General features: G+C 59.6%; 19 protein-coding genes. 6 read left to right on the top strand and 13 right to left on the bottom strand.

Translation table 11 applies throughout. The features are described 5' to 3' along the window. Positions 1-2 precede the first annotated feature (2 nt). The 3 genes from tsaD to ABIQ96_RS10575 are packed head-to-tail and all read left to right on the top strand — an operon-like array spanning position 3 to position 2,911. Positions 3-1,010, top strand: a complete 1,008-nt coding sequence (gene tsaD, locus ABIQ96_RS10585; RefSeq protein WP_348214553.1) for a tRNA (adenosine(37)-N6)-threonylcarbamoyltransferase complex transferase subunit TsaD — start codon at positions 3-5, stop codon at positions 1,008-1,010. Positions 1,011-1,043: 33 nt separating this feature from the next. Continuing rightward, positions 1,044-1,679 carry an HAD hydrolase-like protein gene (locus ABIQ96_RS10580; protein WP_348214552.1) on the top strand — a complete coding sequence of 212 codons (636 nt, stop codon included), beginning with the start codon at positions 1,044-1,046 and terminating at the stop codon, positions 1,677-1,679. Positions 1,680-1,729: 50 nt separating this feature from the next. Further along, positions 1,730-2,911 carry a hypothetical protein gene (locus ABIQ96_RS10575; RefSeq protein ID WP_348214551.1) on the top strand — a complete coding sequence of 394 codons (1,182 nt, stop codon included), beginning with the start codon at positions 1,730-1,732 and terminating at the stop codon, positions 2,909-2,911. Positions 2,912-2,919: 8 nt separating this feature from the next. Here ABIQ96_RS10575 and ABIQ96_RS10570 read toward each other — a convergent pair whose 3' ends face one another. From ABIQ96_RS10570 to ABIQ96_RS10560, 3 genes are read right to left on the bottom strand one after another with little or no spacing between them, the layout of a single operon-like run. Beyond that, positions 2,920-3,945: a stilbene synthase gene (locus ABIQ96_RS10570; protein WP_348214550.1), complete on the bottom strand. Its 1,026-nt coding sequence runs from the start codon at positions 3,943-3,945 to the stop codon at positions 2,920-2,922. 9 nt (positions 3,946-3,954) lie between these two features. Next, a complete protein-coding gene (locus ABIQ96_RS10565) occupies positions 3,955-4,971 on the bottom strand; it encodes an NAD-binding protein (protein ID WP_348214549.1) in 1,017 nt (338 codons plus the stop codon). After that, entirely contained in the window at positions 4,968-5,612 is a 645-nt protein-coding gene (locus ABIQ96_RS10560) for a hypothetical protein (protein WP_348214548.1), read from the bottom strand. Before ABIQ96_RS10560 ends, ABIQ96_RS10565 begins: the two co-directional genes overlap by 4 nt. Positions 5,613-5,795: 183 nt before the next feature. On the opposite strand from ABIQ96_RS10560, the gene ABIQ96_RS10555 reads away from it, so the two are divergent. Continuing rightward, a complete protein-coding gene (locus ABIQ96_RS10555) occupies positions 5,796-6,641 on the top strand; it encodes a class I SAM-dependent methyltransferase (protein WP_348214547.1) in 846 nt (281 codons plus the stop codon). 110 nt (positions 6,642-6,751) lie between these two features. Here the strand turns inward: ABIQ96_RS10555 and recF are convergent, their stop codons facing one another. The 5 genes from recF to bglX form a co-directional block, all read right to left on the bottom strand. Further along, positions 6,752-7,807, bottom strand: coding sequence for a DNA replication and repair protein RecF (gene recF / locus ABIQ96_RS10550; protein WP_348214546.1), 1,056 nt, complete (start codon positions 7,805-7,807; stop codon positions 6,752-6,754). Between the two features lie 69 nt (positions 7,808-7,876). Further along, complete coding sequence (locus tag ABIQ96_RS10545) at positions 7,877-9,763, bottom strand: DUF4340 domain-containing protein (protein WP_348214545.1); 1,887 nt, start codon at positions 9,761-9,763, stop codon at positions 7,877-7,879. Positions 9,764-9,769: 6 nt separating this feature from the next. After that, positions 9,770-11,344, bottom strand: a complete 1,575-nt coding sequence (locus tag ABIQ96_RS10540; protein ID WP_348214544.1) for a Gldg family protein — start codon at positions 11,342-11,344, stop codon at positions 9,770-9,772. Positions 11,345-11,363: 19 nt separating this feature from the next. Then, a complete protein-coding gene (locus tag ABIQ96_RS10535; protein ID WP_348214543.1) occupies positions 11,364-12,116 on the bottom strand; it encodes an ABC transporter permease subunit in 753 nt (250 codons plus the stop codon). Positions 12,117-12,194: 78 nt separating this feature from the next. Next, positions 12,195-14,354 (bottom strand): beta-glucosidase BglX, encoded by a 2,160-nt coding sequence (bglX, locus tag ABIQ96_RS10530; RefSeq protein ID WP_348214542.1) that lies wholly within the window; start codon positions 14,352-14,354, stop codon positions 12,195-12,197. Positions 14,355-14,539: 185 nt separating this feature from the next. On the opposite strand from bglX, the gene ABIQ96_RS10525 reads away from it, so the two are divergent. Further along, positions 14,540-15,427: a hypothetical protein gene (locus ABIQ96_RS10525; protein WP_348214541.1), complete on the top strand. Its 888-nt coding sequence runs from the start codon at positions 14,540-14,542 to the stop codon at positions 15,425-15,427. Positions 15,428-15,653: 226 nt separating this feature from the next. Here the strand turns inward: ABIQ96_RS10525 and ABIQ96_RS10520 are convergent, their stop codons facing one another. The 4 genes from ABIQ96_RS10520 to ABIQ96_RS10505 are packed head-to-tail and all read right to left on the bottom strand — an operon-like array spanning position 15,654 to position 18,858. Then, entirely contained in the window at positions 15,654-16,535 is an 882-nt protein-coding gene (locus tag ABIQ96_RS10520) for an ion transporter (protein ID WP_348214540.1), read from the bottom strand. Continuing rightward, positions 16,532-17,464, bottom strand: coding sequence for a glucosyl-3-phosphoglycerate synthase (locus ABIQ96_RS10515; protein WP_348214539.1), 933 nt, complete (start codon positions 17,462-17,464; stop codon positions 16,532-16,534). The genes ABIQ96_RS10520 and ABIQ96_RS10515 overlap by 4 nt, the downstream gene beginning before the upstream one ends. A 13-nt stretch (positions 17,465-17,477) precedes the next feature. Then, positions 17,478-18,053 carry a Uma2 family endonuclease gene (locus ABIQ96_RS10510; RefSeq protein WP_348214538.1) on the bottom strand — a complete coding sequence of 192 codons (576 nt, stop codon included), beginning with the start codon at positions 18,051-18,053 and terminating at the stop codon, positions 17,478-17,480. 40 nt (positions 18,054-18,093) lie between these two features. Next, entirely contained in the window at positions 18,094-18,858 is a 765-nt protein-coding gene (locus tag ABIQ96_RS10505) for an Hsp33 family molecular chaperone HslO (RefSeq protein WP_348214537.1), read from the bottom strand. Positions 18,859-19,104: 246 nt separating this feature from the next. On the opposite strand from ABIQ96_RS10505, the gene ABIQ96_RS10500 reads away from it, so the two are divergent. Next, on the top strand, positions 19,105-20,481 hold the full coding sequence (locus ABIQ96_RS10500; protein WP_348214536.1) for a hypothetical protein: 1,377 nt from the start codon (positions 19,105-19,107) through the stop codon (positions 20,479-20,481). An 81-nt stretch (positions 20,482-20,562) separates the two neighbouring features. On the opposite strand, the gene rpoD is transcribed toward ABIQ96_RS10500, so the two are convergent. Continuing rightward, a partial coding sequence (gene rpoD / locus ABIQ96_RS10495; RefSeq protein WP_348214535.1) for an RNA polymerase sigma factor RpoD occupies positions 20,563-21,637 on the bottom strand: 1,075 nt, incomplete at its 5' end.

Genomic DNA, 21,637 nt, shown 5'->3' with positions numbered 1-21,637 from the left:
GCGTGGCACTTTTACTGGCGATCGAATCCTCCTGCGATGAAACCGCGGTGGCGATCATCCGTGGCTCGGCGGGGCAGGCCACCGAAGTTCTTGCGTCGGAAATTTCCTCGCAGATCGCGCTCCATCGCGAGCATGGCGGCGTCGTCCCGGAGCTCGCCTCACGGAACCACTCGCTGCATTTGCGCGGGCTGGTGGAAAAAGCGCTGGCTGACGCCGGTGTGACGATGCCGGAAATCGACGCTTTCGCCGCGACTACCGGTCCCGGTCTGGCGTCGTCGCTTTTGATCGGCAGCACCGCGGCAAAAGGCATGGCCTGCGCGGCGAAGCGACCATTTCTCGGAATCAACCACCTCGAAGGCCACTTGTTGTCGCCGTTTCTCGATCAAACTTCGGTCCCACCGCACGTGGCTCTCATCGTTTCCGGTGGCCACACGCTGTTGCTCGATGTCGAAGGGCCGGGGATCTATCGGAAACTCGGCGGCACCCGCGACGACGCTGCCGGAGAAGCCTATGACAAGGTGGGTAAGATGTTAGGTCTGCCTTATCCAGGCGGCCCCGAGATCGAAAAAATCGCCCGCGGTGGAAATCCAACCGCCTATGATTTTCCGCGCTCGATGCTGCACGAACCGCATCTCGATTTCTCGTTTTCCGGATTGAAAACCGCGGTCCTCTACACGCTTCAGAAGGAAACCTCAGCCCTGCCCATCGCCGATCTGGCGGCTTCGTTCCAACAAGCGGTCATCGACATTCTGGTGCGGAAAACCCTGCGGGCCGCGAAAGAAGCCGGCCGCCGGAGAATCGCGCTGTCAGGTGGAGTCAGTCTCAATCAAGCCCTGCGCGACGCCTTCCGGGAGGCGGCTGAGCGTGATGGACTGGAAATTTCCGTGGCGTCGCCGGTTTTCTGCACCGACAATGCCGCGATGATCGCGTTCGCCGCGTTGCTCCGCCATCTGGCGGGTGAAAGTTCGCGTCTGGACGGGGACATCCATCCGAATTTGCCGCTGGTGTAAATGCGGGTGTTATGGTTTCAAGGGGGACACCCGATGATCTATAAAACCCTCGTCTTTGACTTCGACGGCACCATTGCCGACACGCTGGGCGAAACGCGCCGGATTTTCAACAAGATCGCGCCCGACTACGGCATCCGCGAGGTGGCCGAGCACGAGCTGGATCATCTCAGGCACCTGTCGCTCAAGGAACTGCTCGATCACCTCGATATCCCGAAGCGCCGCGTCCCGGCGTTGATCTCACGCGGCACCTGCATGATGCGGGGAAATATCACCGAGCTGAAATTGATAGACGGCATGCCGGAAGTTCTCATCGAGCTGCGCCGCCACGTTCGCAGCTTCGGCATCCTCACTTCGAACGCCACCGCCAACGTCGATCTTTTCCTCCGCACGCATGGACTTCGCGAGCAGTTCGATTTCATTTCCTCCACTTCCAAGCTCACCGGCAAGGCGAAGCACCTCAAGGCCATCCGCAAGACCTTCTCGGTGCGGCCCGATGAAATGCTCTACATCGGCGACGAATTGCGCGACGTGAAGGCCTCGCAGAAAGCAGGCATCCCGATCGCCGCTGTCACATGGGGATTCAATTCCCGCGAATCGCTCGCCGCCTCCAAGCCGGACTATATTTTCGACAAACCTGCCGATTTCCTCCGCCTGCTCACCGTTGTTTGACAAAAAGCGACGTGTTGACACGGGCGGGGTGGCGCGGCCAACCTCCGCCCATGTCGGATGACAAATTACGAGTGGATGATGATGACCAGGTGGATGCTGAGACGCATGATTCCGGAAATGGCGATGGTTCCCAAAAGTCCAACCTGCCTCCTGCCGTTGCGCTGGCATTTGTAATCATCGCCCTGCTCGGGGTGCTGATCGTGATGGTTCTTCGCAATGGCTCCCTCGTTTCGTCCTACGGAAACAACGATCTGACCGGACTCCAGTCGGAAGTGGATGCCCGCCGCGCCGAGCTCAACCGCCAGCGTATCGCGATGGGACTTTCACCGTTGGAAGGCAACGCGGAGCCGATCGGTGACATCGCGAACCGCTTGAAAAAAGATGCCGACTCGCTGGTCGCTCTCTCCACCCGTTTCCAGGAAATGTTGGCGGAAAAGGACAAGGAGTTGACCGCGAAAAGTTCCGATCTGCTCAATTCCGAAAAACTTCGTCAGAGCCTTTTCTCCGAAAACTCACGACTTCAGAACGATCTCAACCGAGCCTTGATCGGAGGTTCTGATGCCGACCGCTTGCGGGCCGACCTGGCGAATCTCAAGGCCCAGCGTGACGCGATCGCCATGGAACTTGATGCCGCCCGCGAGAAAATGAAGACCATGTCCGGCGGTGTTTCCGCAGAGGATTATGCCGATCTCCAGCGCCGGTATGATGAGGCACGGCGTGCCAAGGAATTTTTCGAAGCCCGCGTGAAGGAGCTGCAAGGAGATCTATCAAAAGCAAAACTCTTCGCCAGCTCGGAAAACGAGCTGCTGCCGGCCGCTGTCGAGTTGTTCCGGAGCCTTCGATTGTTGCAGAAATCCTCGGATTCGGAAATCTCCACCGCTTATAGCAACCTCGGGGTGAAACTTGGTGCGAATGTCCTCAAGACGCTGAGTTTCGCCACCGGATCGAGCGCTCTAACCGAGGCTGATGACGAGGCGATTCACGAGCTGGTCAACAACGTCCCGGACGGTGACCTCATCCTGGCGATTGGATATGCTTCCGAAACAGGCAATGTCGATAGCAACCGCACGCTTTCATCCGATCGCGCGACTGCCGCCGCCGAATACATTTCCAGCATCAAACGGCCGCAACAGTTCACGCAGGCGGTTTATATCGGTCAGACCCAACGATTCAGCAGCCGCATCCCGGAGCGCAATCAGATTGTCGAGATCTGGCACATCCGCAAAAAGTGAACGTGGCTTCATCGCCACAGCTCGCAGGCGTGTGCCGCGAATCCCGCACCGAACGCGGTCAGCCACAGCCGCCGGTCGGCCGGATGATCTTCGATCAGCCTGCGCTCCAGCGCGAACATCACCGAGGGACTGCTCATGTTGCCGTGGTTCTTGAGCACCTCGCGCGTTTCCGTTAGCTGGAACGGCAGCACGCTTTCCAAGGCATCCACCACATCGCGTCCGCCGGAATGGGCGAGTATTTGATCGGGATCGGCGCTGCGCCTGCCGTAAAGATCCGCGACCGCTTCGCCCGCCAGTCCCGGCACCGAACGGTGCAGTTGGTTCTTGAGCTTTCCCGCCGAATTTACAAAGCGGATTTTCTCACGCTGTTCCGGCCGGTGGGTTGTTGTGAAATGTCCGGCCTTCCAGTCGCCCGCCTCGCCCTCTCCCGTCCAGATCGCCGCCGCCGCGCCGTCGCCGAACAGACACAGGCTGATCAATACTCCCGGATCATCGTCCGCAAAAAACGCGGCCGAGCAGATTTCCACCGCCACCGTGGCCACCACGGCCCGCGGATTGGCTGCTAGAAATCCCTGCGCGGCACGCATCGTCGGAATCGCCGCACCACAGCCGAGCCCCACCAGATCCGCCAGATAGACATCGTCTCGCATCCCCATCTGTTCCGCGACATGACTGCTCACTCCCGGACAAAGGTAACCGGTGCAGGTGCAGACAAAAAGCGCGTCCACCTCCGCCGCGATCTTGCCGGATTTCCGCAGGGCCTCCAACAGCGCTGCGGCGGCGAGCGGCGGAGCTTCCCGTTCGAAACTGTTATTGAGTGTTTCCGCACCGTGGCCGAATGCCGCGGCGATGGAATTCAGCGCGAGGTTCCGGCGCTCAATCCCGGACGTGACGTTAGTTAAAATTTTCTCCAACAGGGCTGCAGACCTCGGTTTGAGTCCCGTCAGAAGATCGTCCTCCCGCATCGTTTTCCAACAGGATTCTTGGGTGAATGAGTGGGACGGAACGGCCGTGGCGATGGAGCGGAGATACATGAATGATTTCTAGCGAACTGTGGCGAGCATCGATTGAAAAGGAAGCAGTTTCGCCGACGCCAGACCACTTACGAGATTTCTGCCGCTTTGGTCCAAAAGGATTGAGTGAAGAGCGCCCGCCACCGTCAGGCGACGTTTGAATTTCCGGTCCATGCGGGTGCGGACTTCGTTAACCGCGTCCTGCCAAGATTTCTCACCCTGCGACCACGCGACCAAAGGCTCCACTGCCAGCTCTGCGGATTGAAACGCCATCGACATTCCGTTGCCGGTAAAGGGGGGGATCATGCTCACGGCATCGCCCAGTGCCAGCAGTCCGGGCATGGGAATCTGGCGACCGGGTTTGAAACCCGCAACAGCGCACACGGAACCTTCCCGCCATTCGCAGTCCCTCAGTCGGGCCGCGAGTTTGGAATTTCCGCCCGCTTCCAGATAGGTTGTTAGCAAGTCGCCGGGCGCGGCTTTGATCGCACGATCCATCCGGAACAATCCGCAGACATTCGTCCAACCGTCCTCGACTCCCGCAAGGCCGGCGTAGCCATTGGTGCCCGAGTGCATTTCCAAATCCGCGGATTTTTCAATGCCACGCACATGCGCCTTGAGACCGATCCACGGGCCGTTTTCAGGTTTGCGCCCTGCCGTCCAGACCCTGCCTTCGCCGGGGACGGGATTTCCCCGAATTCCGCATCGGACGATTCCTCCCAGCGATTCCACGTGGCGCAGCAGCCGCTCATCCAACAGATGTCGGGAAATTCCGAGAGCGGGGGATTTCAGCCGGTCGCTGTGGATCATCCTGCCGTTTTCTAACCAAGAAAGCGATCGGTGACGCAGCGCATCATCGAAGAGTCGCCGGATCCCCAATGCAGCCAGGGTCGAGTCGGACACTCCGGAAATGAATTCGCCACAGACGCGGTGGCGCGGATATCGTCCCGCTTCCAGCACCGTCACCGGCACCTCGTGCGAACGCAACGCGGATGCGAGGGCCAATCCGGACAGTCCGCCGCCCGTGATGGTGATTTCCCGGTTCAAGACCGCCAAGCTACCACGCGTCTCGCGCCGCGCCATGTGGAAGTTTCACGAACCTGCCAGACGCCGGAATCCAGTCCGAGAAATCCAGCAAGTTCGCCCTGCCGGAATCCCGCCGTGATGCTCACGTGCATGTCATGCCGCGTCACCCGGTTCATGAACGGATGCATGATCCCTCCTAACCCATGCGGCAGGCGGCAACGGTCGGGCTCGTTGAGGACCACGACTTCGAAATTCCGCATCCATCGTCCCAGGACTGCCAAGGCCTCGCCCTCGAAATGATGCACGAACAAATTCGCTACCAGGACGCCACTGTACGACGGCGCAGGCTTCTCGAACAAATCGCCCTGATGCCAAATGACGTGCGATCCGGAAAATTCCGGAGCCGGCGCAAGATCGTAAGCCGATACCGGAGCGTTCGGGAAAATCCGCGCCAGCCGATGACACAATTCGCCATCTCCTGCACCGATCTCCACGATGCCCCGGCCGGCCACTTCGGAAAACCGCCGGACTTCCCGGCAAATCCATCGCTCGTTTCCCATGAAAAAATTGATTCGCCGCAGATCCCTGCGGCTCCGCAGCGCCTCAGGATCGTCGGCAGGCAGGTGATCCAACAACTCGGGGGTGACAACACGTTCGATCACTGGTGCAGGCTAAACGACTGGTTTTGACAGACAACGAATAAAGGTTTTCATCGAAACGCGGAGAAGGGATTTTTGAACAACCTCCGCGCACCTCTCCGCGACCTCTGCATCTCCGCGTTTCGCTTCATCCATTCCCACACCGCGGACTTGCCGCCCCGCCCCCTCCGCCGCTAGCCTGTCCCCATGCCCCAGCCGCCACGCCGACCGTTCCAACCTCAAAAAGGACGGAAACCCGGACCGCCTCCATCCGGAAACAAGCCGTCCTCCAAAGACCGCGGCTGGGATCCCGTCGCCGCTTGGTATGACAAGCTCGTCGGCGAAGCCGGCTCGGACTATCACCAGAACGTCATTCTCCCGGCCGCTCTTCGCATCCTCGATCCGCAACCCGGCGAGTCTGTCCTCGACATCTGTTGCGGCCAGGGTGTTCTGGTTAGACCGCTGCTCGAAGCGAAGATCGGCAAGTTCACCGGCGTCGATGCCAGTCCGCGCCTCATCGAGTCCGCGAAATCCCGCCACGCCGCCGATCCCCGCGTTTCCCTCATCGTCGCCGACGCCTGCGAGCCGGGCCAGTGGGCTGATGGAAAAAACGACGCCGCCACCTGCATCATGGCCGTTCACGACGTGCCCGACATCACCGGCCTCTTCACCAACGTCGCGAAATCCCTCAAGCCCGGCGGCCGCGCCGTGATGGTCTTCATGCACCCCTGCTTCCGCATTCCCCGCAAGACCCACTGGGGCTGGGATGCCGATCAGAAAATCCAATACCGCCGCCTCGACAGCTACGCCACTCCGCTCGAAATCCCCATCACCACCCATCCAGGGAAGGGGACCGGCGAGCAAACCCATTTCCACCACCGCCCGCTGGCCGACCTTCTAACGGCCATGGGCAAGGGCGGTCTCGCCGTCACCGCCTGCGAGGAACTCTACAGCCACCGCCGCTCCCAAGCCTCCGGCCCCTTCAGCAAAGCCGAACACGCCGCCGCGGAGGAATTCCCCATGTTCATCGCCCTCAAGGCCGTTAGGCTGTAGCCGGTCTGTGCCTTCGGACTGCGGAGACATGTCTCCGCTTTGGCACTGGCCGACATGTCGGCCAGTGGGAGAGCTCCGACTTGTCGGAGCAGTCCGAAAGAGAAGAAGCCCTATTTGCAGGTGCCGTCATTCACCCGGAACCGCCCGATCTCTCCCAGCTCGGGCGTTTCCTTGAGCCAGTCGAGGTGGGTGGTGGTGATCCATTTCTGGGCGAGGGGCGGGAGGTGGGACATGAGGGCGTTGCGGCGGCCGGGGTCGAGCTCGCCGAAGATGTCGTCCATCAGATAGATGGGCAGCTTGCCGCCGCGCTGTTCCAAGAGTTTTCCCTGGGCGAGCTTTAGGGCGAGGGCGAGGGTGCGTTGCTGGCCTTCGCTGGCGAACTCGGCGGCGGGCATGCCGTGGAGGCGCAGGTCGAGTTCGTCGCGGTGCGGGCCGACGACGGCTTGGCGGAGGCGGGTTTCGCGCTCGCGGGCTTGGAGCATGGATTCGCGGAGATCCGCGCCGCTGGCCGGGAGATAGTTGAGTGTGAGCGGTTCGTCCTTGCCGCTGACGGCGCGCTGGGCCTCGGCGGCGAGTGGGGTGAGTTCCTTCACAAGCCGGGCGCGGGACTCCATCAGAACGGTGCCGTGTTCGACGAGGATTTCCTCGTAGGCGAGAATTTCCGCATCGCGGGCGCGGCCTTCTTTGAGCAGGAGGTTTTTCGCGCGGAGGGCACGGCGGTAGCGCGACCAGGAGCGGCGGTAGTTCTCATCGATCTGGGCACCGAGGAAATCGAGGTAACGGCGACGTCCTTCGCCGGGGCCGCGGACGAGTTCGAGATCCTCGTTTCCCATCCAGACGACGAGGCCGCCGTCTTCGAGGTAGCGGGTCTGGCTGGGGCGGGTTTCATCGTCGGCTTTGAGGAAAAGTCCTTCGCGGGAATAGCGGACCTGGCGTTCGCTGCCCCACGGATCGCCGGCGATGCCGAAGCCCTTGGTGCCGAATTTTCCCATGGTGGTCATCCGGTGGGTGCGAGGCGAATGAAGCCGGACCAACACGCAGAGAGCTTCCAGAATCGAGGTCTTTCCTTGGGCATTGTCGCCGGTTAGAATGGCTCCCTCCGCAGGCACCTCGAGGTCCAGCGCGCCGAAGCAGCGGAAGTCGGCCAATCTCAACGAACGAATCACGGCGCAGAAGTATCGGGGAAACCGGGTGGTGGGAAGTGACGAGTGGCTTCGGCGGAAAATCCTGGAAGCTCAGTTTTTTTCCATCAGCACCGTGGCGAGCTTGTCGTAGGTTTCGCGGTCCATCAAAAATGGATTGGTGTCTGAGCCCAGGCGGCCGTAGTAAAACGCCGGGTTCGCGACCTTGCTGCCCGGAGCCAGTGTGACCTCGCGGGTAATGAGGCCGGTGAAGTCTCCCATGTCGTCGGTGGATTTCTCGACGATCTTGATCGAGAGGGATGGAGTGGTGAGAGCTTCCAGGGCGGACGGATCCTCGGGCGTCAGCCAGCGGGTCACCTTGAGCCCTTCGAGCGCGTCCAACATATAATTCGCCCGCGTCGGGTTGATCGATGCGGTGAGATCGGCTCCGTCGCGGCTGGCGGTCCACGGGTCCGGCTTGCTGAAATCGTAGCGCAGCATCAGCGGCGACTCGTCTCCGGACTTGCGCTCTACTGCTAACAGATTGAGCCGGTCGATGGACCACAACCGCGAATGCCGCCATTCGTATGGCCTGCGCGGAATGGATTCAAAAAGCGCTTGGTCGATGCGCATCACCGTCGGCGTGCCGGTGCGGTTGACGAAATAGCCGCCGTTCTTGTCCCGGCCGAACGTGAGTTCGAGGGTCTGGTTGTTTTCGCCGAGGAAGCGCAGTTTCAGAATCGGCCGGTCGAGTCCCCACGGGGTGAAATCGGTGGCGGCGTCCGTTTCAAATCCGATGGCCTTGCCCTCGATGGCGGTGTTGAGCAAGTCAACCAAGCGCTCTTGGTTCGCCTCTTGAGTGCGGCCTTCGATGGTGACCATCCACGGCTGTGGCGGTTTCCAGGACAATAGCATTTCAGCGCCGGTTGCTGGCTCGATAAGGATGCCGCGCAGATCCTTGAGATTCAAGTGGGTGAGGGTGGGATCGCGGAGTTCATCGATCGATTGCGGCAGGTTCGCCAGGGAAACGAGATTCGCCTCGGGCTTGACGGGTAGATAGAAAACCGTGTCGGGCCGGTTGCTGACCGTCGCACGAACTTCGGTGGATTCCGGAGTTTCCGGCGGGAAAATCTCCAGCACGGTTTCGGCGTCGGAGCCGAAGAAGGTCAGGCCGATCTGACGGGAATCGGTGGACGCGCCGGAGGTGGGAAGTGTGACCGAAGTACGGTCGGAAATTTTGACAGCCCGCAGTTCGAACAAGCCCTCGATCAGGGATTTGATGGCAACGGTGTTGATGGCCGAGTCCAGAGGCATGGTGATGCGCCAAGCGTCTTTTTCTCCCGGGCGGGCGAGAGTGAACTCGGTGTCCTTGCGGACGCGGATTTTCTGAAGTTTATAGGGATTAAAATACAGCGGGCGGTAGTCGCGGAGGAACTTCAGGTTGTCCTTGAACAGCGGGATGATGTTGTGGGTACAGGTATAAATATAGCCCTTCTGAGTTTCATCGCGGGGCTGGATGAAGACGGTGGACACGGGCTCATCGACGTCCTTCACGGTAGCCAGCCACGGCGTTTGACGGCCGAGCTTGTATTTCGCGAGCACCTTGTGACCGGCTCCTTCCAAACGGATGTTGATCCCGCTCTCGCGGAGTCCGGCTTTTTGCGGATCCACCTTGTCGATGTCCGCCAGATCCTCAACGCGCAGGCCGAGCGTGAAATCAATGATGCGGACCGCCGCGCGCGGATCCATGCGGTCCACCCACGGCATGAGAGCCTGCCAGCCGTTAGGACCGAGCTCGAAGGAAGCGTTGGTTCCGTTCTGAGAGACGCGGATGTATCGAACGTCAGGCGGCGCGAACTTTGTGTATATCCGCTCTCCCAGCGGAGTTGGCGGAGCACCGAGGACCGAATAGAAATTTCCCTCGACCCACTGCCAGACCGCCAGGCCGCCGACCATGATGGCAAGCAGGGCGAGGATCAATGTGAAGCCGAGCGAACGCATGACAAGTTAGGCGCGGCGCGAGGACCAGACGAAGGCTCCCGCGAGGAACAGAAACCCCGGCAGGAAAAACAGATTCACGCGGTTGATGAAGGACACCTGGGCGTCAAGGATCGGCAACCTGTAGACGCCCAGCGGACGAGGTCCGATACCGGCGAGCGACTGGCGGTTCATCAGCCAGTTCGCGGAAGATGCCAGGAAGTCGATGTTTTCGGCGTGTTGTTCGTCGGGGCTGAGGAAATCCGTGTTTGAAATCACGACCATCCGCGAAGTGGAGTCTGCGAAGCGATCGTCGGTGGCTGCGCCGCGGGTGACGCAGGCGGCCATGAAAAGCGGCGCGACATTGTCTTCCTTCTTATCGAACGTGAGATTCTTCTCGCCGAATTTCGTCTCTCCCCAGAAGCCTTCCGCCGCCTGGATCAGACCGATGGGATTGATCTGCTTGGTCATCAGGTCGTCCGCGCCTTCGCGGACTTCGAGCGACGAACTGGCCCCTTCGAAGATGGTGGCCTGGCCGGCGAGGCCCTTGAGGAAATCGACCTGATAGGCGAAGGCACCGCGGGCGACGGTGTTGATGGTCTTGTCCTTCATCGAAATGATCCGGTCGTTGCGCGGCGTGACTCCGTTGCTGCGCAGGAAGGTCCGCAGCTTCGGCGGAGTTTCGCCAGCCTTGAGCAGCACCAGCATCGCCGCGCGCGGACGGCTCCAGTATTTTTCCAGCACCGCCAGCTCGGCATCGGTGACATCGTATTTCGGAGCGACCATCGCGACGCCTTCGACATCGGCGGGGATCTCATCAAGACCTGATAGGCTGATTCCCTGAAGCTCGACGTTCTGGAACATCAGGGTCCGCTGGAGCGACTTGAGAGGGGAGTTCTCGTTCTCCATGTCGATCTGGCTCTTGTCAGATAGAAATACCATCTTGCGCGCCCGGCCTTCGAGCGACTCCACCAGGCGGGCGGTCAGGACATCCTCGCCTTGGAATCCGCTGGGCTTGATCTTGCCGTCTTTCGTGGTGGTGACGATCATGTCCTCGGCCACGACCACTTTGATGTTAGGATTGAGAATGCGTGCAGGCTTCTTGTCCGCGTCGGGGTTGTTGGAAATTTCGGCTTTTTCCTCAGTGGAAACCGGGCCGTCATCCGTCCGCGCGTCCATAATGATCAGGTCCTTCGTCAGCGGCAGTCCGTAGGCGGCGGTGACCTCCTGCGTGCGGTCCGAACTGTGCATCGGGTCGACCAATTCCAGCTGGATTTTTCCGTCCGACAGACGCTCGTATTCCTCCGCGAGGACCCGCACCCGTTCGTAAAACGGCGAACTCCGGCGGAAGGCCATGATCCATTTCATCGGCTTCTGGCGATCCGTGAGCACCTTGCCCTTCAGGTAGTCTTTCGTTCGCGACGACAGCGTGTAGTTTCCTTCACGGCTGTAATCGATCCGCTTGTAGTGATGCGCGGCCAGATAATTCAGGGCAATCAGCGTGATCGCCAGCAACACGATCTGCAGCACGGAAAGAGTGCCCGCACCCCACCGGTTCAACGGGCGGGCGGGTTTGGCTTTCGGTTCGGAGGATGGTTCGGACATGAGTCGGAAATCAAAAGAATCAGCGGCGCCAGCGGCGGTAATCCACAACCTGATAGGTCAGGAACAGAACGAACAAGGCGAGGCTCAGGAAATAAACCATCGGCCGCGTGTCGAACAACCCGCTGGCGAAGTAGTGCAGGTGCTGTTGCGAGGAAATGTAATGGAAAAACGGCGCGCCCGCGAACGACTCACCCCAGATGACCGTGACGAATCCGAGGAAATACTGGATCACCAGCAGCCCGATCGTGAAAATGCCCGCAATGATCTGGCTGGAAGTCAACGCTGAGGCCAGACAGCCGATCGCCGTGAACGCCGCGCCCATCAGCATCACCACCGCGAAGGCCCCGCCGAGCGCACCCGGCGTGAAGGCCGGTGGCAGGTGGGTCACCCACTGGAACATCTTGAACTGGAGCAGCCCCGGAATCCACAGCGTCGTGTAGAAGATCATCGCCGCCGTGTATTTTGAAAACACCACCTGCCAGGTCCGCACCGGAGCCGTCAGCAGCGTTTCCAGCGTCCCCGAACGCTCTTCCTCCGAGAACAAACGCATCGTGATCAGCGGGAAAATGAACAGGAAATAGAACCAGAACAGCGGCGTGTGGAACGTCACGTAAACCAAGCTGTCCTTCACCGGCGTATCGCGGAAGCCCTTCATCGCCGTGGACAGCGAGATGCCCTGCATCAACGTCACAAAGGCCAGGACGACCCAGCCGAACGGGGTGAGGAAATACCCTTTGAGTTCTTTAAAAGTAAGGATGCGGAACAATCTCATGCGGCGGGGCGCTCTTCGTAAGGCATTCGCGCCACAAGGCAAAGGTAAAAGCCAAGCAGCGCGCTCCCCAGTCTTATTTCACTCCGCGTCTCCCAACCGCCTGAACCTCACCCCCTTCAAATCAACGGAACTGGTCCCGGCCATCGCCTCGAAATCACCCGGTTCGACGACCGGCTTGAAATCCTCGCCCGGAAAACTCAAATCAGCGTCCGTGATCCGGAACGAAACCACCCGCGACTCGCCGGCGGCGAGGGTGACGCGTTCGAATCCGCTGAGTTCCTTCACCGGGCGGCTGACGGAGGCGACGAGATCGCGGAGATAGAGTTGGATGGTATCCGTCACTTCACGCGGGCCGGGATTGGTGATTTTCACCGAAACCGTCACAGTCCCGCCGGGTGGCACCTCCTGGGGATCTACCTGCAATTCCCCCAACTCGAGTTCGCCGTAGGTTAGGCCGTGGCCGAAAGGGAAAAGCGCGTCGTTCGGGCAGTCGAGATACTTGCTGGAATAGTGCATGGCCGCGTCGAACGGCCTGCCGGTGGGTTTCTCGCGGTAAGTCATCGGCACCTGGCCGATACTGCGGGGAAATCCCATGGTCAATTTTCCGACCGGCGCGGCATCTCCGAAAATCACGTCTGCTAGAGCCCGGCCACCTTCCGTTCCCAGCGCCCAAGCATGGATTATGGTGGGGAAATCCCGCGCTTCCTTGGACAGCTCCAACGGCCGTCCGCCCATGGTGACGAGCACGACGGGCTTGCCGGTTTGTAAAATGCGCTTCGCCAGTCTGCGTTGCGCTTTCGGCAGCCGGATGTCGGTGCGGCTGGCGGCCTCGCCATACATGTCCGCGCTCTCACCGAGGACGAGGATGACGACGTCCGCCAGAGCGGCGGCTCGAACGGCTTCATCCCGCAGCTCGTCGTTAGGTGAATGGATTTCACAACCCTTGGCGGAAATTACTCTTCCGGTATTGCCCAGCGCTTCGCGGAGGCCATCGAGTGGCGATGCCGTTTCCGCCGGGTCACCGGCCGCGATCCAGCAACCTAACATGTCGCGATGGCTCTCCGCCAGCGGGCCGATGAGTGCGATGGTGCCGTGCTTGGCGAGGGGAAGCGTCAGATCGTCGTTTTTCAACAGGACGATCGATTCGCGGGCGGCCTCCCGCGCGAGCGCCCGCATTTCCGGATTCAAATGCACGGCCTGTGCCCGTGCCTCGTCGCAGCGGGCGTAAGGATCCTGGAAAAGTCCGAGATCCCACTTGGTTTGCAGAATCCGCATCACCGCCGTATTGATCGATTCTTCGCTGACTTGTCCGGACTTCACCAATTCCGGAAGCTCGGTTAGAAATGCCTCGGACACCATGTCCATGTCCACTCCGGCGGCGAGTGACTGTCGCGCTGCGTCCGCGTCGGTCGCCGCCGTCCCGTGATTCTTCATTTCGGAAACCGCGGTGTAGTCGGTGACGATCCAGCCGTTGAAGCCCCATGCGTCGCGCAGCAGATCCGTTAGCAACCCGCGGTTGGCGCTCGCCGGAATGCCGTCGATCACATTGAACGCCGTCATCACCGTCCGCGCGCCGGCATCGATGGCGGCGCGGTAGGGCGGGAAATAGGTTTCCTCCATTTCGCGCCGGCTCATGTCCACCGTGTGGTAGTCCCGCCCGCCCGAAGGTGCGCCGTAGAGGGCGAAATGTTTGACGCAGGCGATCACCGCCGCCGGATCCGACAGATCATTTCCCTGATAGCCTCGGACCAGAGCGGCTGCGATCAGCGACCCTAACCAGGGATCCTCACCCGCACCTTCCGCCACCCGTCCCCAGCGCGGGTCGTGGGAAATGTCCACCATCGGCGAGTAAACCCAATGCAGGCCGTCGGCCGCCGATTCCGCCGCGGCGGCGCGGGCACAGCGCTCTAACAATTTAAGATTCCAAGAACAAGCGAGGCCAAGCGGGATCGGGAAAATCGTGCGATGTCCGTGGATGACGTCGTAGCCGAACAACAGCGGAATCCGGAGAGGGGCCGTCAGCGCCGCTTCCTGAAGCGCCCGTGTGGCGGCTGGGGTGTAAACGTTCAGCACGGCCCCACAATGACCGTCGCGGATCTTCGCCTCGAGATCGCCGGAGTCCTTCATACCGGTGGCGTCCATCGCACCGGTCAGCAGATTGAGCTGGCCGAGCTTTTCCTTAACAGTCATCCGGTTCAGGAGATCGCGGAGGAAGGTGTCCTTGTTCATCGCGGCCATCACGGCCTGCCAAACCCTTCAGTTCAAGGTTTATGTCTCTTTCTGATTTGGGAGGACTTATAGATTTTGATGGATCTCCGCGAAATTTTCTGGCAGTAGATCTGATAAATGAATCTTTCGGTTTCTAAATGATTTTCCTGTGAACCGATGAGGCCATTCCCATTAAACCACCACAACGCCCCCCAATGAATACGTTTCCCAGACAATTCGCGAAAAGAGCGGTGAACAAAGTCAAACGCTGGCTGGACTCGGACGGCGAGCAGATCGAGCTCAACGACGAAGCCAGCCGGTTCCACAATCTGGTTTACAGCGATCTGAACTGCAAGCTGATCAAGATCATGAAGGAATCCGGCAATTCCGTAAGGCCTAACTACACGTGGGCCGTTTTGCAAAGCGCCCATCTGGCGAAAACGCTGGGTTATAAGCGCTTCTCGGTCCTTGAATTCGGCGTGGCCGGAGGACTCGGGCTCACGTCGCTGGAGGAAACCGCGAGGCGCGTGGAGGCACTGTTAGGGATCGGGATCGACGTTTACGGTTTCGACACAGGTGTCGGACTGCCGGCAGCGATGGATTACCGCGACATGCCGAACATCTATACCGTGGGAACCTATCAGATGGATGTGGAGGCCCTGCGCAGCCGCTTGAAGAAGGCCAAACTCATTCTCGGTCCGATCAGTGAGACCATGGGTGGGTTCCTGGCGTCCAATCCGGCTCCGGTCGGATTCATTTCCGTGGATGTGGATATCTATACCTCGTCGGTGGATTGCCTCAAGGTGTTGGAGGCTGACGAGAGTCTGTTGCTGCCGCGGGTCCACTGTTATTTCGACGACATCATGGGAGCCAGTTGCGCGGATTTCCTTGGTGAACGGCTGGCGATGAATGAATTCAACGAGACGCACAAGGACGCGAAGATCTCGCCGATTTACGGACTGTGGCATTATGTTCCGCGGAAATACTCTCAGGATCTGTGGCCGCACATGATGTTCATGGCACATCTTCTCAGTCACAGCCGCTACTGCGACGACGACGGAATGGTGACCCAGAAGAGCGAGAATCTGGTCCCGGTTTCCTAAGCTTGAGTGATTCGGTCGCGAGCCGTTTCTCTCTGGTTACGCGATCATGCACACGCGTTCACGGACTATCGTTGTGGCCGGAAATGGGATACTTTTCATTTGTCGCCGCAAGTATCCTTTCCCCCCGGGGTAGCTGGCTCCGACGAAACCCTGGGTTTTAAAAACAACCGGCAAGATCGAGACTCCCCCCGGCTCGATTCTTCGCCGATTTGTTTTTTAGGCTAACTCACTCGCCCGGCTCGTTGGCGGGAGGGAGAGGTGGCTTTTTCGCGTTGCGCTTTTTATTGCGCTGCCGGGCGAGAGTGCGGTGGGTGCGGCTGATCTTTTCATCGACCGCCTGCATTTCCTTGCGGAGTGCGCGGAGTTCCTTGGCGAGGGCGTTGAGCTGGTTTTCCTCCCGCTTGATGTCGGGCTCCACGAACATGCTGGCGACGAAACCGGTGAAGGTGCCGAAGAGTCCGACCCCGGCGGTCATCAGGATGGCCGCAACGATACGACCTTCGTCAGTGACCGGATAACGATCTCCATAGCCGACCGTGGTGAGGGTGACGACCGACCACCAGAGGGCGTCCGACGGTGTCTTGATGTTACGGTCCGGACTTCTCTCTTCCAGATTGAGAATCGCCATGGAGCCGAACATCGCCACAATGCAGGAAATGGCGGCGACTGTGACAAAGGTATTCTGGGTGCGGTTCCGCATCAGGTAGCGGAGCAGGTTTTTCACCGAGCGGAAGGCGCGTAAAATCCGGAACAGTCTGACTACGCTAAACATGCGTCCGGCCCGGCTGGTGGTGAGCATGGGGATGCTTGAGACGAAATCAATCCAGCCCCATTTGAGGAATTTCGCCTTGGACGGGGCTTTGTAGAGTCGATGGAAAAAGTCGGCTTGGAAAACAAGGCAGATGGCGAAGTCGATCTTGTCGAGCAAGCCGCTCATTTCGTCGGTCAATACGAACATGCTCTGAGTGAACAACGCGCCCAGCACGTAGACCGAAAGCACCATCAGAACGATTTGAAAAATCGTGAGGGGCTCGTTGGCGACTTCCTCCGGGACGATGATTTCTTCCTCGGCGTCTTCGGGAACAATGATTTCGGGTTCTTGATTCATCCGATGGTCGGAACCGGTTTGATAGCAGGGCGTTCGGGTTCGGGGATGATTTTCGAAAGAAGGTGGATGGAGTCGCCGTCAACCGTCCATGACTGATAGAGGTCGGGAAGGGGATTGGCGAGCGTGAGTTTTCGGTCGCGCCCGAGCCGGCGGAGGACGACTTTCAGCAGGGCAAATGCCATGCTGCCGAGTTCGTCGTCGTCGCGGTTGCGGTGGACGCGTTTGACGAGGTCGGTCTGGGCGATTCGCTCGATTTTTCCGTCCCGCGCCAGATCGATGAGGTGGGCGATTTCCACGCCGTAGCCGGTGGGAAACGCGAGCGTCTCCAAGGTGCTGCGGCGGGCGGCATACTCGCCGGAGAGGGGTTGCAAAATACCGCCGAGTTCCGGGTAGAACAGCGAGATCAGCGGGCGGATCAGGATTTCGGAGACCCGGCCGCCGCCGGTGGAATGGGACTCGTCGCCATAGGCAAGGGGACGCTCATAAAAAGCCTTCACGTAGGCGATCGCCGGGTCAGCGAGCAGCGGACCAATGAGGCCGGTGATGAATCCGGCGTGGAAATTGGAAATGTCGCCGTCGATGTAACAGACGATTTCGCCTGTGGAAACGTGGAGGCCTTTCCACAGGTTTTCGCCCTTTCCGAGATGGCTGCCGGTTTCGGGAGCAATCTCTGACGAGAGGTGAACAGTGGCTCCCGCCGCTCTCGCGAGTTCCATGGTGGCGTCGTCGGAGTTTGAGTCGATGACGAGGATTTCATCAACGAGCCCGTGGCGTGCGACCAATTCGTCACGGATGATGGAAACGATGGGGCCGATCGTTTCCGCCTCGTTGAGGGTGGGAATGCAGACGGAGATCCGTTGATTGACGGATTGCTTGAGTTCGACCAAACGGGAAAAATCCGCAAACTGCGAGTGGTGAAAGCGCTGCATGAAACGGTGGCGCTCAGGCTTTCAACTCCACGCGCTCGTAGAGGTCGGCAAGCGCCAGCGTGGCCTCGATTTCCGGCAGCGGGATCGTGCTTTCCAAACCGGAGTGACGTTCGATGGCGAATCCGCCCTCGGGCTTGCGGCGGTGAAGGGTGACGGCAGGATATTCCTGCTCGACGAAGATCAGGACTTTCAGTGATGCGATTGTTAGGTAGGCGTCGCGCTTTTCGCCGAGATCCGCGCGGCGGGTGGAATCGCTGAGAACTTCGATGATCACCACCGGCCGATCTTGAAAATGGTCGGAGCCGGAATTCGACTCACAGACCACCATCGTGTCTGGATAGTAGAAACGGGTGTGGTCGGGAAACTCGATGCGGACTTTTGTATCGCTGTTGAACGGGCGGCAGGATTTTCTACGGAGAGAACCATGCAGGAAGCCAAGGGCATTTGTAGCGATCGTATTATGCTGATTTGTCGCCCCTGCCATGGCGTGGACCGTGCCGCCCAGATACTCGTGCTTAACGTCGCTGATTTCCTCACCCGCGAGGTAGTCGCTCACAGTGATGAAATCCGGCTGTTTGACTGCGGTCATGGCGCGAAGGTAGCAGGCTGTCGGATTGATGGCAACCGGTTCAAACGATCATGTCCCGGGTGACGCGGTATTTGGCGGCGCAGCGGGGGCACTGAAGGTTGATGAAATCGGCGGCTTCGAACAGATCGTCGAGCCGTTCGCGCCAACCGCCGAGGATGGGAAGGATCTTGTCGATGGTGCAGCCGCAGTGGAAGCGGAATTGGCGGGTTTCGAGAAGTGTGGTTTCCTCGGTTTCCACGATCGCCGCGACGGCTTCCTCGTCGAGCGCTTCCAGCCATTCGAGGTCACAGTCGGGTTGCGCGGCGACGAGGGCGAAATTCTCGTCGTCCAGCCGGAATGCACGGGCGGGCCGCTGTTCGGACTGGGTGTAGTATTGCGAGATCCACGCGATCGGATCCTTGCCTTCGACTTCCAGTGTCGAGAGTCGCGGCTGTGTTCCTTCGACAGTCGTCGTCTGGGCGTAGAAAAAATTCCGGTCCGGCTCGCGCACATCTTCCGTGAAAACCCGGCCGGTCACCGCCTGCTCGAAGGAACTGCCGGTGACGAAAAGATTGATACGGGGAGCACGGAGATTCACCGTCCAAGCGATGGTTTCCGCCCACGGTCTCGCCACGAGATGCAGCGTCAGCATCGCCAGCGTGTCCTTGAGCATCTGATCCAGTTCGGCCGGGGGACGGATGCTGTGCTGCATCAAATGCAGATAGTAGTCCGTGTAAATCGGCGTGAACTGCCCGCGCACCAGCAGGGCGTTGCGATGGCGGACGAAGATGGATTCAATTGGCGTGAACTCGGGGACGTCGTGCATTGATTGGAAAACGATAAATGATAAACTTCAAAACTCGTGGAGAAGGACTCGTCCGTTGCCACGGCCAGCGAATCACATCGGCCGGATGTGCGCCACTTTGAAAATCTCAAACGCCGGTTTCTACAGTCCATCACCGCCGGATACTGCTGCAGAAACGGATCTTGGCAAAGCACTGCCCGGGAATATGTTTCTTCTACCCATTTCATCGCTGGAATTTTTTTTCTCAGTCAAAAAGACCGTCCCGAAGTGAACGCAACCCGAAAGCAATTTTCCGGCCTCCGGCTGCTGTTCGTGGCGGCGGCGGTCTTGGTCGCTGTCGCCGGGTATTGGTTCGGTTCGTTGCGGGATAAAGTGGCGTCCCAGGAGGTTTTCGTCCCGGAACGCAAGGAGAGGAATATTCCGTTGGATGTCGATTCACTGGCCCCCGTAGCCCTTGTCCGCCATTTCCTGGGAGGAGCGGTTGACGAAGCGCGGCAGTGGCAGAACATCCGCAATCTGTCTCTCGAGGAAGTGAAGGCGGCGGTTGCGCAACTGCCGAAATGCGAATGGAATAATTCCGACACCTTTTGGTTGCAGGTGATGCTGTTTTACCGCTGGGGAGAGTTGGATCCTGCGGCCGCCAACACGAAGGCAAAGTCCCTCTTTCTGGCTGCCCCTCCCCCAAAGGGCTGGACTTCGAGCGGTTTTTCCCACTCCCGCCGGGCGGTTCTCACCGCCTGGATCAAACAGGGTGGCGCGGTTGAGGCATGGGAAGCGGTCAAGGACGAAGAGGAGACATGGGCCTGCACCGAATCAGTTTCGGGTGAAGTGGCCGAAATGATCGTTGCCAGTCTTTCCGACCGCAGTGACGAGGCCGCATTTCGGGAAGTGTTACGCTTGAGTGACGACAACAGCGTGATCGCGGACCTCCTTTGTCGTGCCCGCGCGCGAGAAGCTTTCAAAACGCCGGAGTCGCGGGCCGCATTTCTGGCTGCCGCAGCGGTTCATCCGGAACCCTTTGTCTTGGGGTGCGCCTACAAGTATTTATTCAAGGAATGGGCGCGTTCGGACGTCGAGGCGGCTCGGACTGGAGCGGCGGCCATGGAGATGACGGAAGAGATGCGACAGGAAGCGGGGTGGGGCATTGACCTCGGGTCTGGAGACACGAAAAGCGATCCGGAAGAAGTGGCCGAAGGCTCCAACGTCGCAGATGCGGGATCCTGGCCGAAAGTTGAAGAGCGGGTTATTAAACGATGGGAAGCCTCGCCGTCCGTGATGGTGGATTACAGGCTCCGTGAGGAAACCCTCGATCTGGTGAGGGGAACTTCGGAAGCTGATCTCGAGGCTTGGTTTCGTGAACTCACTCCCGATCCCCAAGCGGATGATGTTCAGAACACTCCGCTCCAATTGCGCGAGCTGATCCAGCGGGTTCTCGCTCAACGTGGCGGGGATACATTCGTCCGCTCCCTCGCAAACCATCCGCCTGTCGGAATGGATGACGCGGTGAAGGACACGATGCGCCTTTGGATCGAGCACGATCCAGCATCCGTGAAAGCCTTTTTGACCAGGGAAGATCTACCGGAAGCGATCATGGATCTTCGCGCGGATTACCTTGAGGATGTTCTTGAAGCACTCGACCGGTAAGACGACGCGACAGAAGTCGGGCAGAAGATACTCCTTCACGAAAAAGCCCGCCGGTGAGGGCGGGCTCTTGGGAAAGGTTCATCAGGCTCCTGGAAGCTCGATGAAACCTTCGAGTTTGCGGATCCGCGTAGGGTGACGCATTTTCCGAAGGGCCTTGGCCTCGATCTGACGGATCCGTTCGCGGGTGACTTGGAACTGGCGGCCGACTTCCTCAAGCGTGCGGCTGTAGCCGTCCTTGAGACCGAAGCGTTGTTCGAGAACTTCGCGCTCACGCTCCGTTAGAGTGTCGAGCACGTCCTTAATCTTATCCTTGAGCATCGAGAAGCCGGCTTCCTCCATCGGATTGTCGGCGGCTTTGTCTTCGATGAAGTCGCCGAAGGAAGTGTCGTCCGAATCTCCAACAGGCGCTTGCAGCGAAATCGGCTGCTGGGCCATCTTGAGAACGGCTCTAACACGCTCGACGGGCAAGTGGATTTCCTCGGCGATTTCCTCTGGCGAAGGTTCGCGGCCATACTCCTGAACCAACTGCTTCTGCACGCGCATCAGCTTGTTGATCGTCTCGATCATGTGGACCGGAATCCGGATAGTCCGGGCTTGGTCGGCGATGGACCGGGTGATCGCCTGGCGAATCCACCAAGTGGCATACGTGGAGAATTTATAACCGCGGCGGTATTCGAATTTCTCGACCGCCTTCATCAGGCCCATGTTGCCTTCCTGAATGAGGTCGAGGAAGGAGAGGCCGCGGTTCGTATATTTTTTCGCGATGGAAATCACGAGGCGCAGGTTGGCCTCGACCATCTCGGTCTTCGCGCGGAGGGCCTTGCGATGCCAGTCCTTGAGCTCGTGGTGCTGCTTGCCATACTCGGCGGGCGCGAGCCAGAGGCGCACCTGCATCTCGCGGAGCTGCGATTCGACGTTGCGCTTCGCCTTCGTGGCGTCGGCGGTCTTGCCGCTCTTTTTCGCGCGGTCGCACTCGTGCTGAAGATTCTGGATGAGGCGCAGATTTTCGTCGGCGAGAGCGACAAAGTCCTCGATGACCTTCTGCTTGAAGAAAAATTTCGGGTAGAGCTTGCGGAGTGCGGCGACGTTTTTCTCGAAGGCCTTGCGGCTCGACTCGGAGCCCTTGCCGTCCTTGGAATCCGCAATGTCGCGGTAG

This window comes from Luteolibacter sp., assembly GCF_039920825.1.
In the GTDB taxonomy this organism is placed as follows: Bacteria; Verrucomicrobiota; Verrucomicrobiia; order Verrucomicrobiales; family Akkermansiaceae; genus Luteolibacter.
Note: the sequence above shows the minus strand (reverse complement) of the source record. Positions and strands in the feature narration are given on the sequence as shown.

What these genes read in the sequence shown, in the direction of transcription:
- ABIQ96_RS10580 (WP_348214552.1), top strand. Translation starts at nt 1,044, where the DNA reads ATGATCTATAAAACCCTCGTCTTTGACTTCGACGGCACCATTGCCGAC.
- ABIQ96_RS10575 (WP_348214551.1), top strand. Translation starts at nt 1,730, where the DNA reads ATGTCGGATGACAAATTACGAGTGGATGATGATGACCAGGTGGATGCT.
- ABIQ96_RS10570 (WP_348214550.1), bottom strand. Translation starts at nt 3,945, where the DNA reads ATGTATCTCCGCTCCATCGCCACGGCCGTTCCGTCCCACTCATTCACC.
- ABIQ96_RS10555 (WP_348214547.1), top strand. Translation starts at nt 5,796, where the DNA reads ATGCCCCAGCCGCCACGCCGACCGTTCCAACCTCAAAAAGGACGGAAA.
- ABIQ96_RS10545 (WP_348214545.1), bottom strand. Translation starts at nt 9,763, where the DNA reads ATGCGTTCGCTCGGCTTCACATTGATCCTCGCCCTGCTTGCCATCATG.
- ABIQ96_RS10540 (WP_348214544.1), bottom strand. Translation starts at nt 11,344, where the DNA reads ATGTCCGAACCATCCTCCGAACCGAAAGCCAAACCCGCCCGCCCGTTG.
- ABIQ96_RS10535 (WP_348214543.1), bottom strand. Translation starts at nt 12,116, where the DNA reads ATGAGATTGTTCCGCATCCTTACTTTTAAAGAACTCAAAGGGTATTTC.
- bglX (WP_348214542.1), bottom strand. Translation starts at nt 14,354, where the DNA reads ATGGCCGCGATGAACAAGGACACCTTCCTCCGCGATCTCCTGAACCGG.
- ABIQ96_RS10525 (WP_348214541.1), top strand. Translation starts at nt 14,540, where the DNA reads ATGAATACGTTTCCCAGACAATTCGCGAAAAGAGCGGTGAACAAAGTC.
- ABIQ96_RS10520 (WP_348214540.1), bottom strand. Translation starts at nt 16,535, where the DNA reads ATGAATCAAGAACCCGAAATCATTGTTCCCGAAGACGCCGAGGAAGAA.
- ABIQ96_RS10515 (WP_348214539.1), bottom strand. Translation starts at nt 17,464, where the DNA reads ATGCAGCGCTTTCACCACTCGCAGTTTGCGGATTTTTCCCGTTTGGTC.
- ABIQ96_RS10510 (WP_348214538.1), bottom strand. Translation starts at nt 18,053, where the DNA reads ATGACCGCAGTCAAACAGCCGGATTTCATCACTGTGAGCGACTACCTC.
- ABIQ96_RS10505 (WP_348214537.1), bottom strand. Translation starts at nt 18,858, where the DNA reads ATGCACGACGTCCCCGAGTTCACGCCAATTGAATCCATCTTCGTCCGC.